This is a genomic window from Trueperella sp. HMSC08H06, from assembly GCF_001808465.1.
Classification (GTDB): Bacteria; Actinomycetota; Actinomycetes; order Actinomycetales; family Actinomycetaceae; genus Trueperella; species Trueperella bernardiae.
The window spans coordinates 82142-98990 of record NZ_KV793365.1 but is presented as its reverse complement, the minus strand read 5'-3'; the positions used below and the strand labels follow the sequence as shown (position 1 = coordinate 98990).

The following is a 16849-nucleotide window of genomic DNA, read 5'->3' as shown; positions in this document are numbered from 1 at the left end:
AAAGCTCACTGGAGGCCGCGTTGAAAAAGCCCGTCACACTCGCCGCACTGACGATCGTGCTCGCCCTCGGCGCGTGTAGCGACTCAACAGGCTCCGCCTCCTCGCCCACGACGCCGTCTGGCCCGTCCACGTCCAACGCTCCGGCCATGCCCACCCCGACGCCGAGCCCGACGCCGACCGCGGACCCGGAGTACTTCACGGTCAGTTCGGGCGGGGACATCCTTTTGCACCTGTCGGTCAACGAGGCGGCCCGGATCGCCGGGGAGACCTACGACTACACCCCGTACTACGCCCCGATCAAGGATTACATCGCGAACTCGGACGTGGCGATCTGCGCGCTTGAGATCCCGATCGTCGGCCCGGATCAGATGCCCTCGAACTACCCCAACTTCGGCGCGCCTTACGACCTGGCGGCGTCACTTGCCGAGATCGGCTTCGACGGTTGTGCGTTCGCCACCAACCACACGATGGACCGCGGCTTTGGCGGGGTGGAGACCACGATCGAGGCGCTGTCCGGCGCGGGGATGGGCTGGGCCGGCGCGGCCCGAACCCAGGACGAGGCCGAGCAGATTCAGTTCTACACGGTCGAAGGCGTCAACCACACGGTGAAGATTGCCCACATCTCGGCCACCACGCTCACCAACGGCATCCCGATCCCGGACGATCACCCCTATTCGTGGAACGTGGTGGGTGAGCTCGGCTCCCCCGTCGAGACGGTGGTGGAGGACGCTAAGCGGGCGCGCGAGCTCGGGGCTGACATCGTCATCGTCTCCATGCACTGGGGAACCGAGTACGTCTCCGAACCCATCGCCGAACAGGTCGATATCGCCCAGCTCCTGGCCGACTCCGGCGAGGTCGACCTCGTCTTCGGCAACCACTCTCACGTCCCCGAACCGCTCGCCAAACTCCCGGGCGGCCCCACCGGGGACGGCATGTGGGTGGTCTACTCGATGGGCAACCAGATCTCGGGCCAGACGGTGGAAAACCACGGCTACCGCGTCACCACGGGCCTCATCACCACCGCCACGATCGAGGCAAACGACGACGGGGCGGCCGTCGTCGACTTCGACTGGATGGCCGTCACCCAGGACCGGCGCGCCGGCGAAAAGCTACACCCGCTCCTGCCTCTCACGCTCGGCGAATATCCCGAGGACCTGCGCCTGTCGGCCCAGGAGATCGCTGGGCGGGCCGAAGTGACCTACCCCGTTATGGAAACCTCCGGGCCCGAGCGCACCGCTCCGCCCGAGGCCACGGGGGCCACGGTCACCAGCTCACGCGAGTAGCTAGTCGCGGCCGGTGAGCTGCCAGGCGTCCTCGTCCGGGTCATCCTCTTCCGGCTCGTAGGCGAGTGGGTCGGTGGCGTAGCGGTCGTTGTTGAGGACGACCGTGCGGTCGGCTGGCACGTCCTCGCTCGCCCCGTCCTCGTCCAGGTCCACGCCCGCACCCGCCTCCCCGTTGGCATACGGGCGGGATTCGGCGTCGGGTTCGCGGGCCACGTCGGCGTCGCCGAAGTCGGCGTCGGCGTAACGGTCCTCGCCCTCGGGATCGTGAAGGGAGACGTCCTCGCCGCGGATCATCGCGAGCACAGTGGGCAGCTGTTCGGGGGTGGCGAGCACCTCGCGTGCCTTCGAGCCCTCCGAGGGGCCGACCACCTCGCGGGCCTCGAGCAGGTCCATCATGCGGCCCGCCTTGGCAAAGCCGATGCGGAGCTTGCGCTGGAGCATGGAGGTCGAGCCGAACTGGGTGGTGACCACGAGCTCGGCGGCCTGGAGAAGGATGTCGAGGTCGTCACCGATCTCCTCGTCGATCACGCGCTTTTCAGCCTTGGGGATCACGTCCTCGCGGTAGACCGGCTGCATCTGGACCTTGACGTGCTTGACCACGGCCGCGATCTCGTCCTCCGTGACCCACGCGCCCTGCACGCGCATCGGTTTCGACGCGCCCGACGGCATGAAGAGCGCGTCACCCATGCCGATAAGCTTCTCGGCGCCCGAGGAGTCGAGGATCACGCGGGAGTCAGCGAGCGAGGACGTCATGAACGCCAGGCGCGAGGGGATGTTCGCCTTGATCAGGCCCGTCACCACGTCCACCGACGGGCGCTGGGTGGCCAGCACCAGGTGGATGCCCGCGGCGCGCGCGAGCTGGGTGATGCGCTGAATCGAGGCCTCCACGTCGCGCGGGGCCACCATCATCATGTCCGCCAGCTCGTCAACCACCACCAGCAGGTAGGGGTAGGGCTGTAGCTTGCGCTCGGAGCCCGGGGGCGCGGTGACTTTGCCGGAGCGGACGGCGTCGTTGAAGTCGTCGATGTGCTTAAAACCGTAGTGGGACAGGTCGTCGTAGCGCTGGTCCATCTCCCGCACCACCCACTCGAGGGCCTCGGCGGCCTTCTTGGGGTTGGTGATGATCGGGGTGATGAGGTGCGGGATACCGGCGTAGATCGTGAGCTCCACGCGCTTGGGGTCCACGAGGATCATGCGCACCTCCTCCGGGGTGGCGCGCATCATGATCGAGGTGATCATCGAGTTGATGAACGACGACTTACCGGCACCCGTGGCGCCCGCCACCAGCAGGTGCGGCATCTTGGCTAAGTTCGCGACCACGAACTGCCCGCCCACGTTCTTGCCCACGGCGACGACGAGCGGGTGGGTCTGCTTGCGGGCCACAGGGCTGCGCAGCACGTCGCCCACCATGACGGTCTCCCGGTCCGTATTCGGGATCTCGATGCCGATAGCGGACTTGCCGGGGATCGGCGACAGGATGCGAACGTCCGCCGACGCCACCGCATAGGCGATATTCTTCGACAGCGAGGTGATGCGATCGACCTTGACGCCCGGGCCGAGCTCCACCTCATACTGGGTGACCGTGGGGCCGCGCGAGAAGCCGACCACCTCGGCGTCCACGGAGAACTCGCTGAAGACACGGGTGAGGGCCTCGACCACCGTGTCGTTCGCGGCGGAGCGTTCCACACCCGGAGGGCCCTCGACCAGCAGGTCGGCGGCCGGCAGGGTGTAGGTGATGTTGGACGATAGCTCTAACTGCTCGACGCGCGGCGGCAGCGGCTCGGGCTTCGGGGCCTTCTTCACTATCTTCCGGGCCGGGCGCGACGGCGTGGGCTCGGGCTCGGGCTCGGGGGCACTGCCCTCAGCGGCCACGACGGTCTCTGCCTCCGAGGCATCGTCGGCGGCGGATTCGATGGTGGCCACCTTCGTCGCCTCGACCTCGGCGGCCGGCTTCTTTCCTCGCCGCACGCGCGAACGCACCGGCTCGGTCAGGGCGACGGTGGGGGTGTCGTCGTCGGCACGGTCCAGGCGAGCCTCGCGGCGGCCCTTGACCCAGTCGATGATGTCGCGCACCGAGGTGTTGAGCGAGAACAGCATGGCGTACACGCCGAGCAACACGAGGAGCGGGACGGCACCCCAGACCGACACGAGCAGGGCGAGTAGCCCGCCGGAGACCAGGCCGACGATGCCGCCCGCGCTCTCCAGGCCTCCAAATCCATCCGAGATCGCCGGCTGGCCCATCGACACGTGAAGAATACCCGTGATCGAGATAGTGAGCAGGGCAAGGCCGATGACGAAGCGCCGGTTCGTGTTGCCCACCGATCGGCGGAAGAGCTTGACCGCGACGCCGATCAGCATGATGGGCACGAAGATGGACAACGCGCCGACCACGCCGGCTGTGGCGTGATGGATGATGTCGCCGAGCAGGCCAGACAGGGAGAACCACTCGCGAAGCGCCACGATGATCGCGAGCGCGAGCATGATGAAGGCAAGCCCCTCGTAGCTGCGCTGCGCCTCTTCCGCGGGCTTGGGTTGCCGTGAATTGACGGGCTTATTCGTCCGAGCCATGTCCCCTCTTTCGTGCATGAATCATCTTGAGCCTAACGGCCCTACCCGAGCGGTGCCCACAGGCGCGCGCAAACGTGGCGTAAATGTGACTTGTTGCCACCCCCGTGATCGGATTGACTAGACTCGAAGCCATGACTGTCTCTGTGAGCATCCCCCAGCCCGAGTTCCGCGCCCTCGTGGAGAGCTACCCCGGGGAGGTGGAGATTGTCGAGTGGAATATCAAGAGCCCCGCGCCGCAGCGCCACATCGACATGGTCCTCACCCCGTTCGTCACGTACAAGCCCGACTTCCGCTTCCTTGAGGGGATGGACGCCTCCCTCATTCAGACCACGTCGATCGGTTTTGACCAGGTGATTGGCCACGTGGGCGACATCCCGCTGGCGAACGCCGCCACGGTTCATGAGACCGCCACCGCGGAGCTCACGCTCGGCCTGCTGCTCGTCATGCAGCGCCAGCTCCAGCGGGCCGTGCGCTCCCAGGACGCCGGCCACTGGGACCTCTTCTTCGCTCCCGGCCTGGCCGACAAGAAGGTCCTCCTCATCGGCTACGGCGGGGTGGGCAAGGCGATCGCCTCGCGCCTGGAGCCGTTCGAGGTGGAGCTGGTCCGGGCGGCGTCGTCGCGCCGCGAGGACGAGCTCGGCACGATCTACGGCCCCGAGGACCTGCCGGGCCTGCTGCCCCAGATGGACATCGTCATCGTCATCGTCCCCGGCGCGGCCTCCACGAATAACATGGTGGACGAGGCGTTCCTCGCCTCGATGAAGGACGGCGCCCTGCTGGTCAACATGGCGCGCGGGGCGGTGGCCGACACCGACGCGCTAGTGCGCCACGCGGACCGGCTGCGGATCGCGTTCGACGTCGTCAACCCCGAGCCACTGCCGGAGGGGCACCCGCTCTACACGCACCCGAACGTGTTCTTCACCCCGCACGTGGGCGGGTACTCGGACGCGCTGTGGCCGCGCCTGGAGGCGCTTCTCCACCGGCAGATCGCCCACTTGGAGAAGGGCGAGCCGGTGGAGAACCGCGTGAACTAGGCTTCGATGACGGTGGGGATGATCATCGGCTTGCGGCGCAACTTGCGAGCCACCCACCGTCCCACCACGCGGCGCATCGCCTGCTGCATCTGGTAGGTGGTGGCCGACGCGTTCGCGATCGACTCGTCGAGCGCCGTGCGCACGTCGGGCAGGATCTCCTCGAACACCGAATCGTCCTCGGCCATGCCGCGCGCCTGGATGTGCGGGCCAGTGAGGACCTTGCGCTCCTGGGCGTCAATGACGGCGAAGATCGCGATGAAGCCTTCCTCGCCCAGCGTGCGGCGGTCAGTCAGCTCGGCCTCCCCGATCTCGCCCACCGAGGAGCCGTCCACGTACACGTACCCGCACGGCACTTCGCCCACGATCGAGCAGTGCCCGTCGATCATGTCGATCACCGAGCCGTCCTCGGCCAGGATCACGTTCTCCGCCGGCACGCCCGTCTTGACCGCGATGGCGCCGTTGGCCACGAGGTGGCGGACCTCACCGTGGACCGGCATGGCGTACTCGGGCTCGAGGATGTTGTAGCAGTACAGCAGCTCGCCCTCGGCAGCGTGCCCGGACACGTGCACTTTCGCATTGCCCTGGTGGACCACCTTCGCTCCCAGCTTGGTCAGGCCGTTGATGAGGCGGAACACCGAGTTCTCGTTGCCCGGGATGAGCGAGGAGGCGAAGATGACCGTGTCGCTCGGGCCCACCGTGATCGACTTGTGGTTTCCGGAGGCGATGCGCGAGAGCACGGCCATCGGCTCACCCTGGGATCCGGTGGACATGTAGACGATCTCGTCGTCGGGAAGCGAATCGGCGTGCTTGAGGTCGATCAGCGTGTCCTCGGGGACGGACAGGTAGCCCAGCTCCTCGGCGATCCCCATGTTGCGCACCATCGAGCGCCCCACGAAGCACACCTTGCGCTCGTACTTGTAGGCGGCGTCGAGCACCTGCTGAACGCGGTGGACGTGCGAGGAGAAGGAAGCCACCACGATCTTGCCGCGCGCCTGGGCGAACACGGACTCGATGACCGGGCCGATGTTCGCCTCCGACGGCACGAAGCCGGGGACCTCGGCGTTCGTGGAGTCGCACATGAACAGGTCCACGCCCTCCTCGCCAACGCGGGCGAAGGAACGCAGGTCGGTGATCCGCCCATCGAGCGGCAGCTGGTCCATCTTGAAGTCGCCCGTGTGAAGGACCGTGCCCGCGTTCGTGCGGATAAACACGGCCAGCGCGTCCGGGATCGAGTGGTTGACCGCGATGAACTCGCACTCGAAGTTGCCGAGGTTTTCGATGTCACCCTCCTCGACCACATGCGTGTAGGGCTTGATGCGGTGCTCAGCCAGCTTGGCCTCGACCAGTGCGATGGTCAGCTGCGAGCCGATAATCGGGATGTCCTCGCGCAGGCGCAGCAGGTAGGGCACGCCGCCGATGTGATCCTCGTGTCCGTGGGTGAGGATGATCGCGTCGATCTGGTGGAGGCGATCCTTGATGTAGTCGAAATCCGGCAGGATCAGGTCCACGCCCGGCTGGGACTCTTCGGGGAAGAGCACGCCACAGTCGACCACGATCATGCGCCCGTCAATCTCGAAGACGGTCATGTTGCGCCCGATCTCGCCAATCCCGCCCAGCGGGACGATGCGGAGGGTGCCGTTCTTAATGGATGGGGGAAGCTTCGTCTTAGTCACCCCACCATTGTCGCATGTTTGGGCGCGGCTTGCTTTCACAGGTGGCGACGCGCTGCGTCACGACGCCGTCCACCCGGCTTGCGGTCCGAGCACCCGGTTTGCACGGGGCCGGGTAGGCTGCCCGACCTGCCGCTTCTGGTTGGCGGCCGGCTACTCGATGAAGCCCTCGGCGCGCAGGGCAGTGCGGAGATTGGCAAGCTCGGCATCGGAGGCACCCACGAGCGGCAGGCGCACGGTGGCCGAGTCCAGCACGCCGATCATCTTGAGGGCCTCCTTGGCCATGACGGCCCCCTGGCCCCCGCCCATGATCGCGTCGATGATGGTGGACTGCTTGGAGAACTCGGCACGCGCGGCCGGCAGATCCCCGGCATCGACTTCGGTGACGAGCGCACGGAGCCCGGAGGCGATGAGGTGGCCGGCCACCGACACCACGCCGGAGGCTCCGTGGGCGAGCCAGGCGAAGTTGAGCGAGTCGTCGCCCGAGTAGTACTCGAGGCCCGTGCGGGTGATGCGCTCAAAACCCTGGGGCACGTTGCCGGTGGCGTCCTTGACCGCCTTGATCTGCGGGTGCTCCGCCAGACGGTCGAGCGTGGCATCCGAGATCGCCACGCCGGTGCGGCCGGGAATGTCATAGACCATGACAGGCAGGTCGGTGGCCTCGGCCACCGCCACGATGTGCTGGTAGACCCCGTCCTGAGAGGGACGGTTGTAGTAAGGGGAGACGACGAGCAGGCCGTCCGCGCCCGATTCCTGGGCGCCCTTCGCGATGCGCACGGCGTGTGCCGTGTCGTTCGAGCCCGCTCCCGCCACGATCATCGCCCGGCCCGCAACCGCAACCTTGACCTCGCGCACCAGCTCGTTCTTCTCCGGCTGGTGGGTGGTGGGCGATTCGCCCGTGGTACCGGACAGGACGAGGGCGTCGCACCCGTCGTCAACCAGCTTGCACGCCACCTTGCACGCGCTGTCGATGTCAATCGAGCCGTCCGGGTGAAACGGCGTGACCATGGCGACGGAGACGGAACCGAAGGAGCGCGAAGGAGTATTCATGGCACTACCCTATACGGCGCTCCCCCATTCCGGCTCAGCTTTCGTCATCTGGACGTTTCCCTGACACAATGGCGGGGTGAACGTTGTGAAATCCGTGCGCCCCGCCCGACCCTCCGACGCGCTCGCCATCGCCCAGGTCCAGCGCGATGCCATGTTGGAGGCAATCTCAGCCGGCCTCGACCACCGTGCTGGCCCCATGGTCGGCGCACAGCTCGAGATCGGCTCGCTTGCCGCCGCTTGGCAGGCCACGATCGAGGACCTGCCCTCCGATCGTCACCACGTGCTCGTGGCCGTAGCCGGAGACGAGGTGGAGGGCTTCGCCGCTGTCGCCCCCTCCCCCGCCGTTATCCTCAAGGGCGACGACGAATCCGGGCGCGACGCCGAAAGCGGGCGGCCGCGGGTCGCCTATGAGATCACGAACTTCTCCGTGCCGTTGCGCATGGCAAGCGCCGGCCACGATGCCCGCCTGCTCGCCGCCATCACAGACATCTGCACGGATGCCACCGAGCTCCACACATGGGCGATCGCCGGCCATGACCAGTTCACCCACTTCCTAGACGCCTCCGGCTTCGCCCCGCGCCCCCTGCGCCGGCACGCAGAGGTGGACGGGGAGGAAATCCGCGAGCACCTGTGGTGGACCACCCTCGAACGAGACGCCGACTAGTGCGCTAGTCGAGCAGGGCCCGCAGCTCGGCGGCGGACAGCTTGCCGTCCGCCGCGCCGTCCTCGCTCAGCACCCCGAGCAGCCGGCGCTTTTGATCCTGGAGGTCCACCACCTTTTCCTCGATCGTGCCCTCCGCCACCAGACGGTAGACGTGGACTGGGCGGGTCTGGCCGATGCGGTGCGCGCGGTCCACGGCCTGTTCCTCGGCCGCTGGGTTCCACCACGGGTCGGTGAGGATCGCGTAGTCCGCCATCGTGAGGTTTAGCCCCGTGCCGCCCGCCTTGAGCGAGATAAGGAAGACCGGCGCCTCCCCCGCGGCGAAACGTTTGATGAGGCCCGGGCGCCCGCGCGTGGACCCGTCCAGGTACAGGTAGGGGATCCCCGCCTCATCCAGCCGCTCGGCCACCAGTTTGAGGAAGCGCGTGAACTGGGAAAACACCAGTGCCGAGTGATGCTCGGCCACAAGGCTCTCCAGCAGGGGAAGCAGCTCATCCAGCTTGGAGGCCGGCGCGGCCGAGTCCCCGTCCGCCAGGCGCGGGTCGATCGCCAGCTGGCGCAGGCGCGTCAGCGACGACAGGATCTCGATCCGGTCCTCCTCCGACAGCCCGAGCACCCGCTGGCGCTCCTTTTCCAACTGCACATCATACATTCGCCGGTGGGATCCCTTGAGCTCCACGCGCAACACCTGCTCCTGCTTGGGCGGCAGGTCCAGGCTCACGGACTGCTTCGTGCGCCGCAGAAGGAACGGGCCGATGCGCCGGCGCAGCGTCGCCATGAGCTCCTCGCCCCCGCCGTCCGGGCTGGAGGCGGCCTTCTCGATCGGCTTGCGGTAGGCATCATTGAACTTTTCCGCCGAGCCCAGCAGGCCCGGGGCGGTGAGGGAGAACATCGCCCACAGCTCCCCCAAGTTGTTCTCGATCGGCGTGCCCGTCACGGCGAAGACCGTGGCCGCCCCCAGGCTTGCCGCCACCGCAAACCCCTTCGACTTGGCGTTCTTCACGTTCTGCGCCTCGTCCAGCACCAGGCCCGTGATCCCAAGCGCCCGGTAATCGTCCGCCTCCAGCCGCATGAGGGTGTAGGAAGTCACCACGACGTCCGCGCCGCTCACCTCATCGGCCAGGCGGGTGCCCCGAATACGTTCGGTCGAATCGATGCCCACCACCTTCAGCGTCGGTGCGAAGCGCTCGGCCTCACTCACCCAGTTGCCCACCACCGAGGTGGGAGCCACCACCAGCCACGGCGAGCCGGGGTTACGCTCGCGGTCACGCAAAATCATCGCCAGGACCTGGACTGTCTTGCCCAGGCCCATGTCGTCGGCCAGCACGCCGCCCAGCCCCGCGTCACGCAGCTGGCTCAGCCAGCCAAAGCCCACCTCCTGGTAGGGGCGCAGTGTGGCATTCAGCGTATCTGGCACGGTGGCCGGCTCCGGTTCGGGGGCATTGCGCACTGCCTCCAGCCAGCGGTTCGCGGAAGCATTCACGATCCCCAGGTCGAGCAGGTCTTGCCACCAGGACTGCCGGATCTTCGGCACTCGCAGCTCCGAGCGCCGAGCGTCGCCCAGCAGACGCGCCTCCTCGATGAGCGCGCGCAACCTTGCAAGATCCGGGCTGTCGAGGTCCACGTACGAGCCGCCCACATAGGTGAAGCGTTGCCCCACGGCCAGCGCGCCCAGCAGCTCGCGTAGCTCGACCGGCTGCCCATCCACGAGCACCCGCATCCGCAGGTCCAGCCAGTCACGCGATTCGTCCACGTCCAGGTCTACCTGAACATCCTCGGCCCGGCGGAACGTGGGGGTATCCTGGACGACCTCCACGCCGATCGCGGCCAGTTCGCTGGCCAGCTCATCCAGGGCCAGGAGCTGCTCGCCCCGGAGTTTGATCCAGCCCAGCCGCTCGCCCATCATCGCCGGGCACACCCGCGCCACCACGTCGCTCGCCTCGCTCCGAATCGCCTGCTCGGCCTCCGCGTTCCGCCCGGGCCCGGGCGGACTCCACAGCGGATACGTGCTGATCACGTGCCCACGCTTGTCCTGGTAGGCCCACTCCCAGTTCGCGGTCACCACGGGCAACCGCTCGCCCGAGGAGGTGAGGGTGAGGCGCAAAACCGGCTCGGGCGGCAAGGGCAGCTCGTACCCGTCCGTCTTGATCATCCCAGTCACGCGCAACGCCGGGAGGAAATCCCGCTCGAAGTCATCCTGTTCGGAGGTGGGGACGCGGACGTCCTTGCGGCGCAGGTAACTCCATTCCTCGCTTGCCACCGGCTCGAGGAAGGCCATGTGGAGCTTGCCGTCATCCCAAAACACCAGTTGGCTCGGCTTGCCGATAAGTAGGAAGTCCTTCGGATCGCTTGGATGGTTGAGCGCCGCCGTGACGTCGATGAAATCGCCCGTGTCCGTCAGATTAATCGTGGGAACGGCCGGCTCCGGCTCGATAATAATCGGCAGCTTCGTCACCGTGTCGACGAGTTCAACACCAGCGTCGATGCAGCCCTTGAGGTAGTACCCAAGGAGCGGAGAGTGCAGCATCGTCATTGACAGCGGCTCGCGCATCCCGAACAGGCCGCCCGAGCCCAGCTCACACGCCATGAGGAAGTCGCGCACCGCCCGCACCTGGCGCGGATCAAATTCGCGCCCGATCCCCTCCCGGAGGTTGGACAGCGAAATGCCCGTCTTGATCCACGTGTCCCGCTTGCCCTTCCGCATCGAATGCATCTCGAGCCTGCCGGTGGTCTGCTGCTTCCATATGGGAAGGCTCGACATAGGAACACGCGGCGCCGTGAAGGTAAACCCGAGCGCGATGGGATCTTGCCCCGTGGCTTCGAGACCCAGCATGTTGGTCAGCGCCCTGCGCCAGCCCGAGTTCGCGTCAGTGCGAGGACGGCTCACCTGCGAGGCGGTCATGAGCGACGGCGGCACGAGCTTAAGCGCCGTGAGCGTGGCGCTCACGCAGTGCTTACAGTTGTACCCCACCGGGCAGGTACACCGGCCGGAGAAATGGACGAATTCCTCCCCCTCCAGCTCGTATTCGATCCATTCGGTGTAGATCTCCCCGTTCGAGCCGCTAGAGATCGCCTCGATGTCCTCATCACTTGCCGACGTGACGGACGATTGACCGCGCAGGGCATACACGAGGCCCCGCGCGAACGAGCCCGAGTCAACGAAACGTTCGAGCCCGCCGTAGTTCATAGATTCAACAGCGACTCAAGGCCGTACGTCAGCCCCGGGCGGCCCGCCACCTCGCGCACCGCGAGCAGCACGCCGGGCATGAAGGACTCTCGCCCGAACGAATCCTGGCGGATCGTCAGCTGCTCGCCCGGGTTACCCAGCAAGATCTCCTCATGGGCGTACAGGCCGCGCAGGCGGACGGCGTGAACATGCACCCCGTCGATCTGCCCGCCGCGGGTGCCGAGCGGATCGGATTGCGTGGCATCCGGACTTGCCAGCCCCGCCTCCTTGCGCACAGCCCCAATGCGCTGCGCGCTGGTGGTGGCCGTGCCCGACGGCGCATCCACCTTGTCCGGGTGGTGCAGCTCGATCACCTCTACCGACTCGAACATTGCCGCCGCCTTCTCCGCAAACGACATAGCCAACACCGCCGACAGCGCGTAATTGGGCGCAATGATCGCGTTCTTCCCCACACGCACCGCGTGTTCGCGCACCGCCTCTAGGCGCTCCTCCGTCCACCCCGTGGTGCCCACCACCACGTGCGATCCCGCATCGAGGATCGCGTGCACGTTCGCGTCCGTAGCGCTCGGCACCGTAAATTCAACGACGACGTCCGCCCCCGCCAGCGATTCGGCCGTGATCGGATCGCCCGCGTCCAGGCGCGCCACGAGATCGTGGCCGGCCCCTTCGACAGCCTCGCACACTGACCTACCCATGCGCCCTGCGGCGCCAACAACTGCAACCTTCATCTTATCCTCCTCTCCCCCAAGTCTAAGACCCGGGTCCGACAATCATGAGCGATCTCGGCGAGCGGGCGATATCGCGGGCCAGCTCCTGGATCTGCTCCGCAGTGACGGCGCGCGCCTGGGCAAGTACTTCGTCGAGCGAACGCAGACGCCCGAACAGTTCGGACGTGCCGAGCCGGGAGCGCCGAAACGAGTTGCTCTCCGCGGAAAAGACGAGGCGGGCCCGGCGTTGGCGGAAGGCGATATCGACCTCGCGCTCGCTCACACCGCTGTCCGCGATGTCATGCAGGCACTCGGTCATGATCTCTGCCACCGCCTGCGTGTGGGAGGGCGAGCACAGCGCCTCCATCGCAACCAGGCCACCCTCAAGGTAGCCGGCCTGCCAGGCATAGGTGGCATAGGCCAGCCCGCGCCGCTCGCGCACTTCCTGGAAGAGCCGCGAGGACTGGCCGCCGCCCAGGATCGTCTCGAGCGCAGTGAGGATCTCCTCCCGCTCGTCCAGGAGCGGCAGCCCGGGGTATCCGACCACCACGGAGGACTGGCGCCCTGGGCGCTCCGCGAAGCCCTCACCCCCGGCCGTATACCGAATGTCCGCTCCGCGGCGGCGCGGTTCCGGCGCCCGCTCGGCCAGGTCCCACCCCGCCTCGCGCAGCTCCTTGGTCAGCAGGGCAACAAGCCGATCGTGGTCCACCTCCCCCGCGGCGGTCACGATGAGCTCTCCGGCATGGTAGTTGTCCCGGTAGTGGCCCACCATGTGCTCATGGTCGAGCGCCTCCACCGTCTCGAACGTTCCACCGATCGGCCGCGCCAGCGGGTGGGTGCCCATGACGAGCTCCAGGATGGCATCGGACGCGACGTCGGACACGTCGTCGTCGGCAGCGGCGAGCTCCTCGAGGATGACGCCGCGCTCGAGCTCCATGTCGGATCGGTCGAGGCGCGAGTTGCAGAACATGTCCACGAGGAGATTCAGCAATTCAGGCAGGTCGCCGGCGAAGACGTGGCCGTAGTAGCAGGTATACAGGCGGGCCGTGGCGGCGTTCATCGTACCGCCCAGCGCGTCGCCCAGGGCCGAGATCTCCGCGGCCGACCTTGTGTGCGTGCCCTTGAAGAGCAAGTGCTCAAGGAAGTGTGTGGATCCTTCAGCGTCCCGGGCCTCGTCGCGCGACCCGGCTCCTACCAAGAAACCGAGCGCCACCGACTTCTGCCCCGGCACGTGCTGGGTAAGCACGCGGATGCCGCTGGGGAGGAGGGTGCGCTGGGTGGGGATGCCGTCGTCGTCGAATGCGAGAGTGCCCGGAAGATCCAGTGGTAGTTGTAGCGCCATAAGATAGCCCATCTTACTTTTTTCGTCTCAACCACACCACCTGTCGCAACGGGCTTGCCCACGCGTTGGTGAGCTCTCTGGTCACAGATTTACAATCCGTAACGAAAGCATCTACTGAGGATTACGCATGCACGCACATTTTATTCCCTGGCCCACGCTTCCCCAGACCCCGCAGGGTCGGCCGCGCGCCGGAGCCCTCGTCACCACGTTCGCCGACGCAAGCACATCCATCCAGTGGTTCGACCCGGACATCCTGTTCTATTTCCAAGTCTGGGACCGCCTCGATGGCGCTGGCGGCAGCCGCCTCGAACCCGACATCTGCTTAAACGACAACGGCGATATATCTGTCGCAACCCTGCATACGCCGTGGGTCGAAGATAACATCCTGGGCCGATATTCAGTTCGCGACGGTCGATGGATCGACGAGCCAGATGGCCCGTGGGCCGAGTTCACTCGCCGCGCCTGTTCTGCCTTGGCCGAAGGCTTGCGTGCACCCAAAGTGGACCTGCCAGAAGGTAGAGTGTCCATCGTCGCAGTGCACAACTACCTCACGATTCATGTCAACTCTGGCGGAACGATGTATCGTCTGCTCGAGCGCGAGGTTCCCCGCGATGACGAATACGAGCCAATCTATCGACTCTTCGGCGTGCTGAGCGACGATTATCCCGTTCTCAGCCACGCCACCGCGGTCCTCCGGGATGACCGGTGGACCTACTGGGCACCCGGCACCGACGCCTACACCAACCCCAATGGAACACCTTCCCCCGCCTGGCTCGGTCTCGTCTCAGCCGCGTTTTGGAAGTTGTCGCAGTCTTCGTAGACCCTGGAGAGATAAGGGCGAGGGGCCAGCCCCTGCGGACCGGCCCCTCACCCATCTACCGATTACTCGTCAGCGGACTCCTCCGAGTCGCTTTCTTCGCGGGTGCGAGTGCGACGGCGACGACGCTCGCCGCCACGCTTCTCGCCATCCTCGCGGCGGTTACGGCGACGCGGGCGATCCTCTTCTTCCTTCGCGCTCTGCTCGGCCTCAGCGGCCAGCTGCTCGTCGGTGAGGACCGCGTGGAGCGAGAGCTTGCCACGCTGATCGATCTCGGCCAGCTCGACCTCGACCTTGTCGCCAACGTTGAGCACGTCCTCCACGGCGTCGATGCGCTTGCCACCGACCAGTCGGCGGACCTGCGAGATGTGCAGGAGGCCGTCCTTGCCCGGGGCCAGCGAGATGAACGCACCGAAGGTGGTGGTCTTGACCACCGTGCCCACGAAACGCTCGCCCACTTCCGGCATCTGCGGATCGGCGATCGCGCTGATGGTCTGGCGGGCGGCCTCGGCCGACGGGCCGTCGTTCGCGCCGATGTAGACCGTGCCGTCGTCCTCGATCGAGATCTCCGCGCCCGTGTCCTCCTGGATCTGGTTGATCATCTTGCCCTTCGGGCCGATGACCTCGCCGATCTTGTCCACCGGGATCTTGATGGAAATGATGCGCGGGGCGGTCTCCGCCATCTCGTCCGGGGCCGGGGCGGCTTCCTCGATGAGGTCGAGGATCGCGAGGCGGGCCTCGTGAGCCTGGGTGAGCGCCTGGGCGAGGACCGCGGCCGGGATGCCGTCCAGCTTGGTGTCAAGCTGGAGGGCCGTCACCATGTCACGCGTGCCAGCCACCTTGAAGTCCATGTCGCCAAGCGCGTCCTCGGCGCCGAGGATGTCGGTAAGCGCAACGTAGCGCTGCTCGCCCTCAACCACGCCGGAGATCAGGCCCATGGCGATACCGGCAACCGGAGCCTTGAGCGGCACACCCGCGTTGAGGAGCGACAGGGTGGAGGCACAAACCGAGCCCATCGACGTCGAACCGTTGGAGCCGAGAGCCTCAGAAACCTGGCGGATCGCGTAGGGGAAGTCCTCGCGCGCGGGCAGGACCGGGACCAGGGCGCGCTCGGCGAGCATGCCGTGGCCGATCTCGCGGCGCTTGGGCGAGCCCACGCGGCCCGTCTCACCGGTCGAGTACGGCGGGAAATTGTAGTGGTGCATGTAGCGCTTGGCCGTGACCGGCGAGAGGTTGTCCAGCTGCTGCTCCATCTTGAGCATGTTGAGGGTGGTCACGCCCAGGATCTGGGTCTCGCCACGCTGGAACAGGGCCGAGCCGTGAACGCGCGGAAGCACCTCGGTCTCGGCCGTGATGGTGCGGATCTGTGCCGGGGCACGCCCGTCCATACGCACGCCTTCGGTGAGGACGCGGTAGCGCATCTCCTCCTTCCAGTGCTGGTTCACAGCCAGGGTGAGGGCCTGCTCGCGGTCCTCGAAGCGGTCGGACAGCTCGGAGACGATGGTCTCGGTCAGCTCGTTGAGGGCGTCGTCGCGCTCGTGCTTGTCCACGATGCCCCACAGGGCCTCGAAGCGGCCGTTGATCTGCTGGCCAACAGCCTCGAACTCCTCGTCCTCGTACGGCAGGAAGCGCGGCAGGTCAAGCTCTTCCTTCTCCACCTGCTCGGTGAGCTTGAGCTGCGCCTCGCACAGGGTGCGGATGAAGGGCTTGGCGGCCTCGAGGCCCTCGGCAACCGAGGTCTCGGTGGGCTTCGTGCCGCCCTTGGCCACGTTGTCCAGCGCCTCATCGCCAGCCTCGGCCTCGACCATCATAACGGCGATGTCGTCGCCAACAATACGGCCGGCCACCACCATGATGAACGTGGCATCCGGAAGCTCGGAGTAGCGCGGGAAGGCCACCCACTGGCCGTCGATGAGGGCCAAGCGCACGGCACCAATCGGGCCCGAGAACGGCAGGCCGGAAATCTGGGTGGACATCGAGGCGGCGTTCATGGCGACGACGTCGTAGGCGTCATCCGGGTGAACCGTGAGCACGGTGGCCACGATCTGAACCTCGTTACGCAGGCCCTTGGCGAACGCCGGGCGCAGCGGGCGGTCGATGAGGCGGCAGGCCAGGATCGCGTCGGTGGACGGGCGGCCCTCGCGGCGGAAGAACGAGCCGGGGATGCGGCCGGCCGCGTACTGGCGCTCTTCGACATCAACGGTCAGCGGGAAGAAATCGAACTGTTCCCTCGGCTGAGAGGAGACGGCGGTGGCGGACAGGATGGTCGTCTCGCCGTCGAGGTAAGCAAGTGCCGAGCCGGCAGCCTGGCGGGCAAGCAGGCCGGTCTCGAAACGAATGGTACGGGTGCCGAACGAGCCGTTGTCAATAACGGCTTCGGCGAACTTCACGTCTGGACCCTCCATGGATCTCCTTTTCATCTGCCCGCGGTCATCGATTGTCATTGACGCTTTCGTGAGCGGCAACCACAACCGAGGACCGACGGGGATAACTTCTTCTACGTTCGCCCACCAGGCGGTGAGACGAACAA

Annotated in this window: 11 protein-coding genes; 4 read left to right on the top strand and 7 right to left on the bottom strand. The window is 66.7% G+C overall.

Features of this window, described 5'->3' with window-relative positions:
• Positions 1-20 precede the first annotated feature (20 nt).
• Complete coding sequence (locus tag HMPREF3174_RS06990; protein WP_148132193.1) at positions 21-1283, top strand: CapA family protein; 1263 nt, start codon at positions 21-23, stop codon at positions 1281-1283.
• Here the strand turns inward: HMPREF3174_RS06990 and HMPREF3174_RS06985 are convergent, their stop codons facing one another.
• On the bottom strand, positions 1284-3851 hold the full coding sequence (locus HMPREF3174_RS06985; protein ID WP_070448286.1) for an FtsK/SpoIIIE family DNA translocase: 2568 nt from the start codon (positions 3849-3851) through the stop codon (positions 1284-1286). It abuts the gene before it with no gap.
• A 131-nt stretch (positions 3852-3982) separates the two neighbouring features.
• Here HMPREF3174_RS06985 and HMPREF3174_RS06980 point away from each other — a divergent pair, with 131 nt between their 5' ends.
• On the top strand, positions 3983-4885 hold the full coding sequence (locus tag HMPREF3174_RS06980; RefSeq protein WP_062612124.1) for a 2-hydroxyacid dehydrogenase: 903 nt from the start codon (positions 3983-3985) through the stop codon (positions 4883-4885).
• Here the strand turns inward: HMPREF3174_RS06980 and HMPREF3174_RS06975 are convergent.
• Positions 4882-6558: a ribonuclease J gene (locus HMPREF3174_RS06975; RefSeq protein ID WP_062612122.1), complete on the bottom strand. Its 1677-nt coding sequence runs from the start codon at positions 6556-6558 to the stop codon at positions 4882-4884. The genes HMPREF3174_RS06980 and HMPREF3174_RS06975 overlap by 4 nt on opposite strands.
• A 150-nt stretch (positions 6559-6708) precedes the next feature.
• Positions 6709-7605 (bottom strand): 4-hydroxy-tetrahydrodipicolinate synthase, encoded by an 897-nt coding sequence (dapA, locus tag HMPREF3174_RS06970; protein WP_068538411.1) that lies wholly within the window; start codon positions 7603-7605, stop codon positions 6709-6711.
• 76 nt (positions 7606-7681) lie between these two features.
• On the opposite strand from dapA, the gene HMPREF3174_RS06965 reads away from it, so the two are divergent.
• A complete protein-coding gene (locus HMPREF3174_RS06965; protein WP_070448285.1) occupies positions 7682-8269 on the top strand; it encodes a GNAT family N-acetyltransferase in 588 nt (195 codons plus the stop codon).
• Between the two features lie 4 nt (positions 8270-8273).
• Here HMPREF3174_RS06965 and HMPREF3174_RS06960 read toward each other — a convergent pair whose 3' ends face one another.
• The 3 genes from HMPREF3174_RS06960 to HMPREF3174_RS06950 are packed head-to-tail and all read right to left on the bottom strand — an operon-like array spanning position 8274 to position 13502.
• The gene (locus HMPREF3174_RS06960; protein ID WP_070448284.1) at positions 8274-11453 is read right to left on the bottom strand and encodes an SNF2-related protein; all 3180 of its coding nucleotides are present in this window, start codon (positions 11451-11453) and stop codon (positions 8274-8276) included.
• The gene (dapB, locus tag HMPREF3174_RS06955; RefSeq protein WP_068538414.1) at positions 11450-12181 is read right to left on the bottom strand and encodes a 4-hydroxy-tetrahydrodipicolinate reductase; all 732 of its coding nucleotides are present in this window, start codon (positions 12179-12181) and stop codon (positions 11450-11452) included. Before dapB ends, HMPREF3174_RS06960 begins: the two co-directional genes overlap by 4 nt.
• 22 nt (positions 12182-12203) lie before the next feature.
• Entirely contained in the window at positions 12204-13502 is a 1299-nt protein-coding gene (locus HMPREF3174_RS06950; RefSeq protein WP_082661080.1) for a M16 family metallopeptidase, read from the bottom strand.
• A 127-nt stretch (positions 13503-13629) separates the two neighbouring features.
• On the opposite strand from HMPREF3174_RS06950, the gene HMPREF3174_RS06945 reads away from it, so the two are divergent.
• A complete protein-coding gene (locus tag HMPREF3174_RS06945; protein WP_062612111.1) occupies positions 13630-14322 on the top strand; it encodes a hypothetical protein in 693 nt (230 codons plus the stop codon).
• A 62-nt stretch (positions 14323-14384) separates the two neighbouring features.
• Here HMPREF3174_RS06945 and HMPREF3174_RS06940 read toward each other — a convergent pair whose 3' ends face one another.
• On the bottom strand, positions 14385-16724 hold the full coding sequence (locus tag HMPREF3174_RS06940; RefSeq protein WP_070448283.1) for a polyribonucleotide nucleotidyltransferase: 2340 nt from the start codon (positions 16722-16724) through the stop codon (positions 14385-14387).
• Positions 16725-16849: the final 125 nt, after the last annotated feature.

What these genes read in the sequence shown, in the direction of transcription:
- HMPREF3174_RS06985 (WP_070448286.1), bottom strand. Translation starts at nt 3,851, where the DNA reads ATGGCTCGGACGAATAAGCCCGTCAATTCACGGCAACCCAAGCCCGCG.
- HMPREF3174_RS06980 (WP_062612124.1), top strand. Translation starts at nt 3,983, where the DNA reads ATGACTGTCTCTGTGAGCATCCCCCAGCCCGAGTTCCGCGCCCTCGTG.
- dapA (WP_068538411.1), bottom strand. Translation starts at nt 7,605, where the DNA reads ATGAATACTCCTTCGCGCTCCTTCGGTTCCGTCTCCGTCGCCATGGTC.
- HMPREF3174_RS06960 (WP_070448284.1), bottom strand. Translation starts at nt 11,453, where the DNA reads ATGAACTACGGCGGGCTCGAACGTTTCGTTGACTCGGGCTCGTTCGCG.
- dapB (WP_068538414.1), bottom strand. Translation starts at nt 12,181, where the DNA reads ATGAAGGTTGCAGTTGTTGGCGCCGCAGGGCGCATGGGTAGGTCAGTG.
- HMPREF3174_RS06950 (WP_082661080.1), bottom strand. Translation starts at nt 13,502, where the DNA reads ATGGCGCTACAACTACCACTGGATCTTCCGGGCACTCTCGCATTCGAC.
- HMPREF3174_RS06945 (WP_062612111.1), top strand. Translation starts at nt 13,630, where the DNA reads ATGCACGCACATTTTATTCCCTGGCCCACGCTTCCCCAGACCCCGCAG.
- HMPREF3174_RS06940 (WP_070448283.1), bottom strand. Translation starts at nt 16,724, where the DNA reads ATGGAGGGTCCAGACGTGAAGTTCGCCGAAGCCGTTATTGACAACGGC.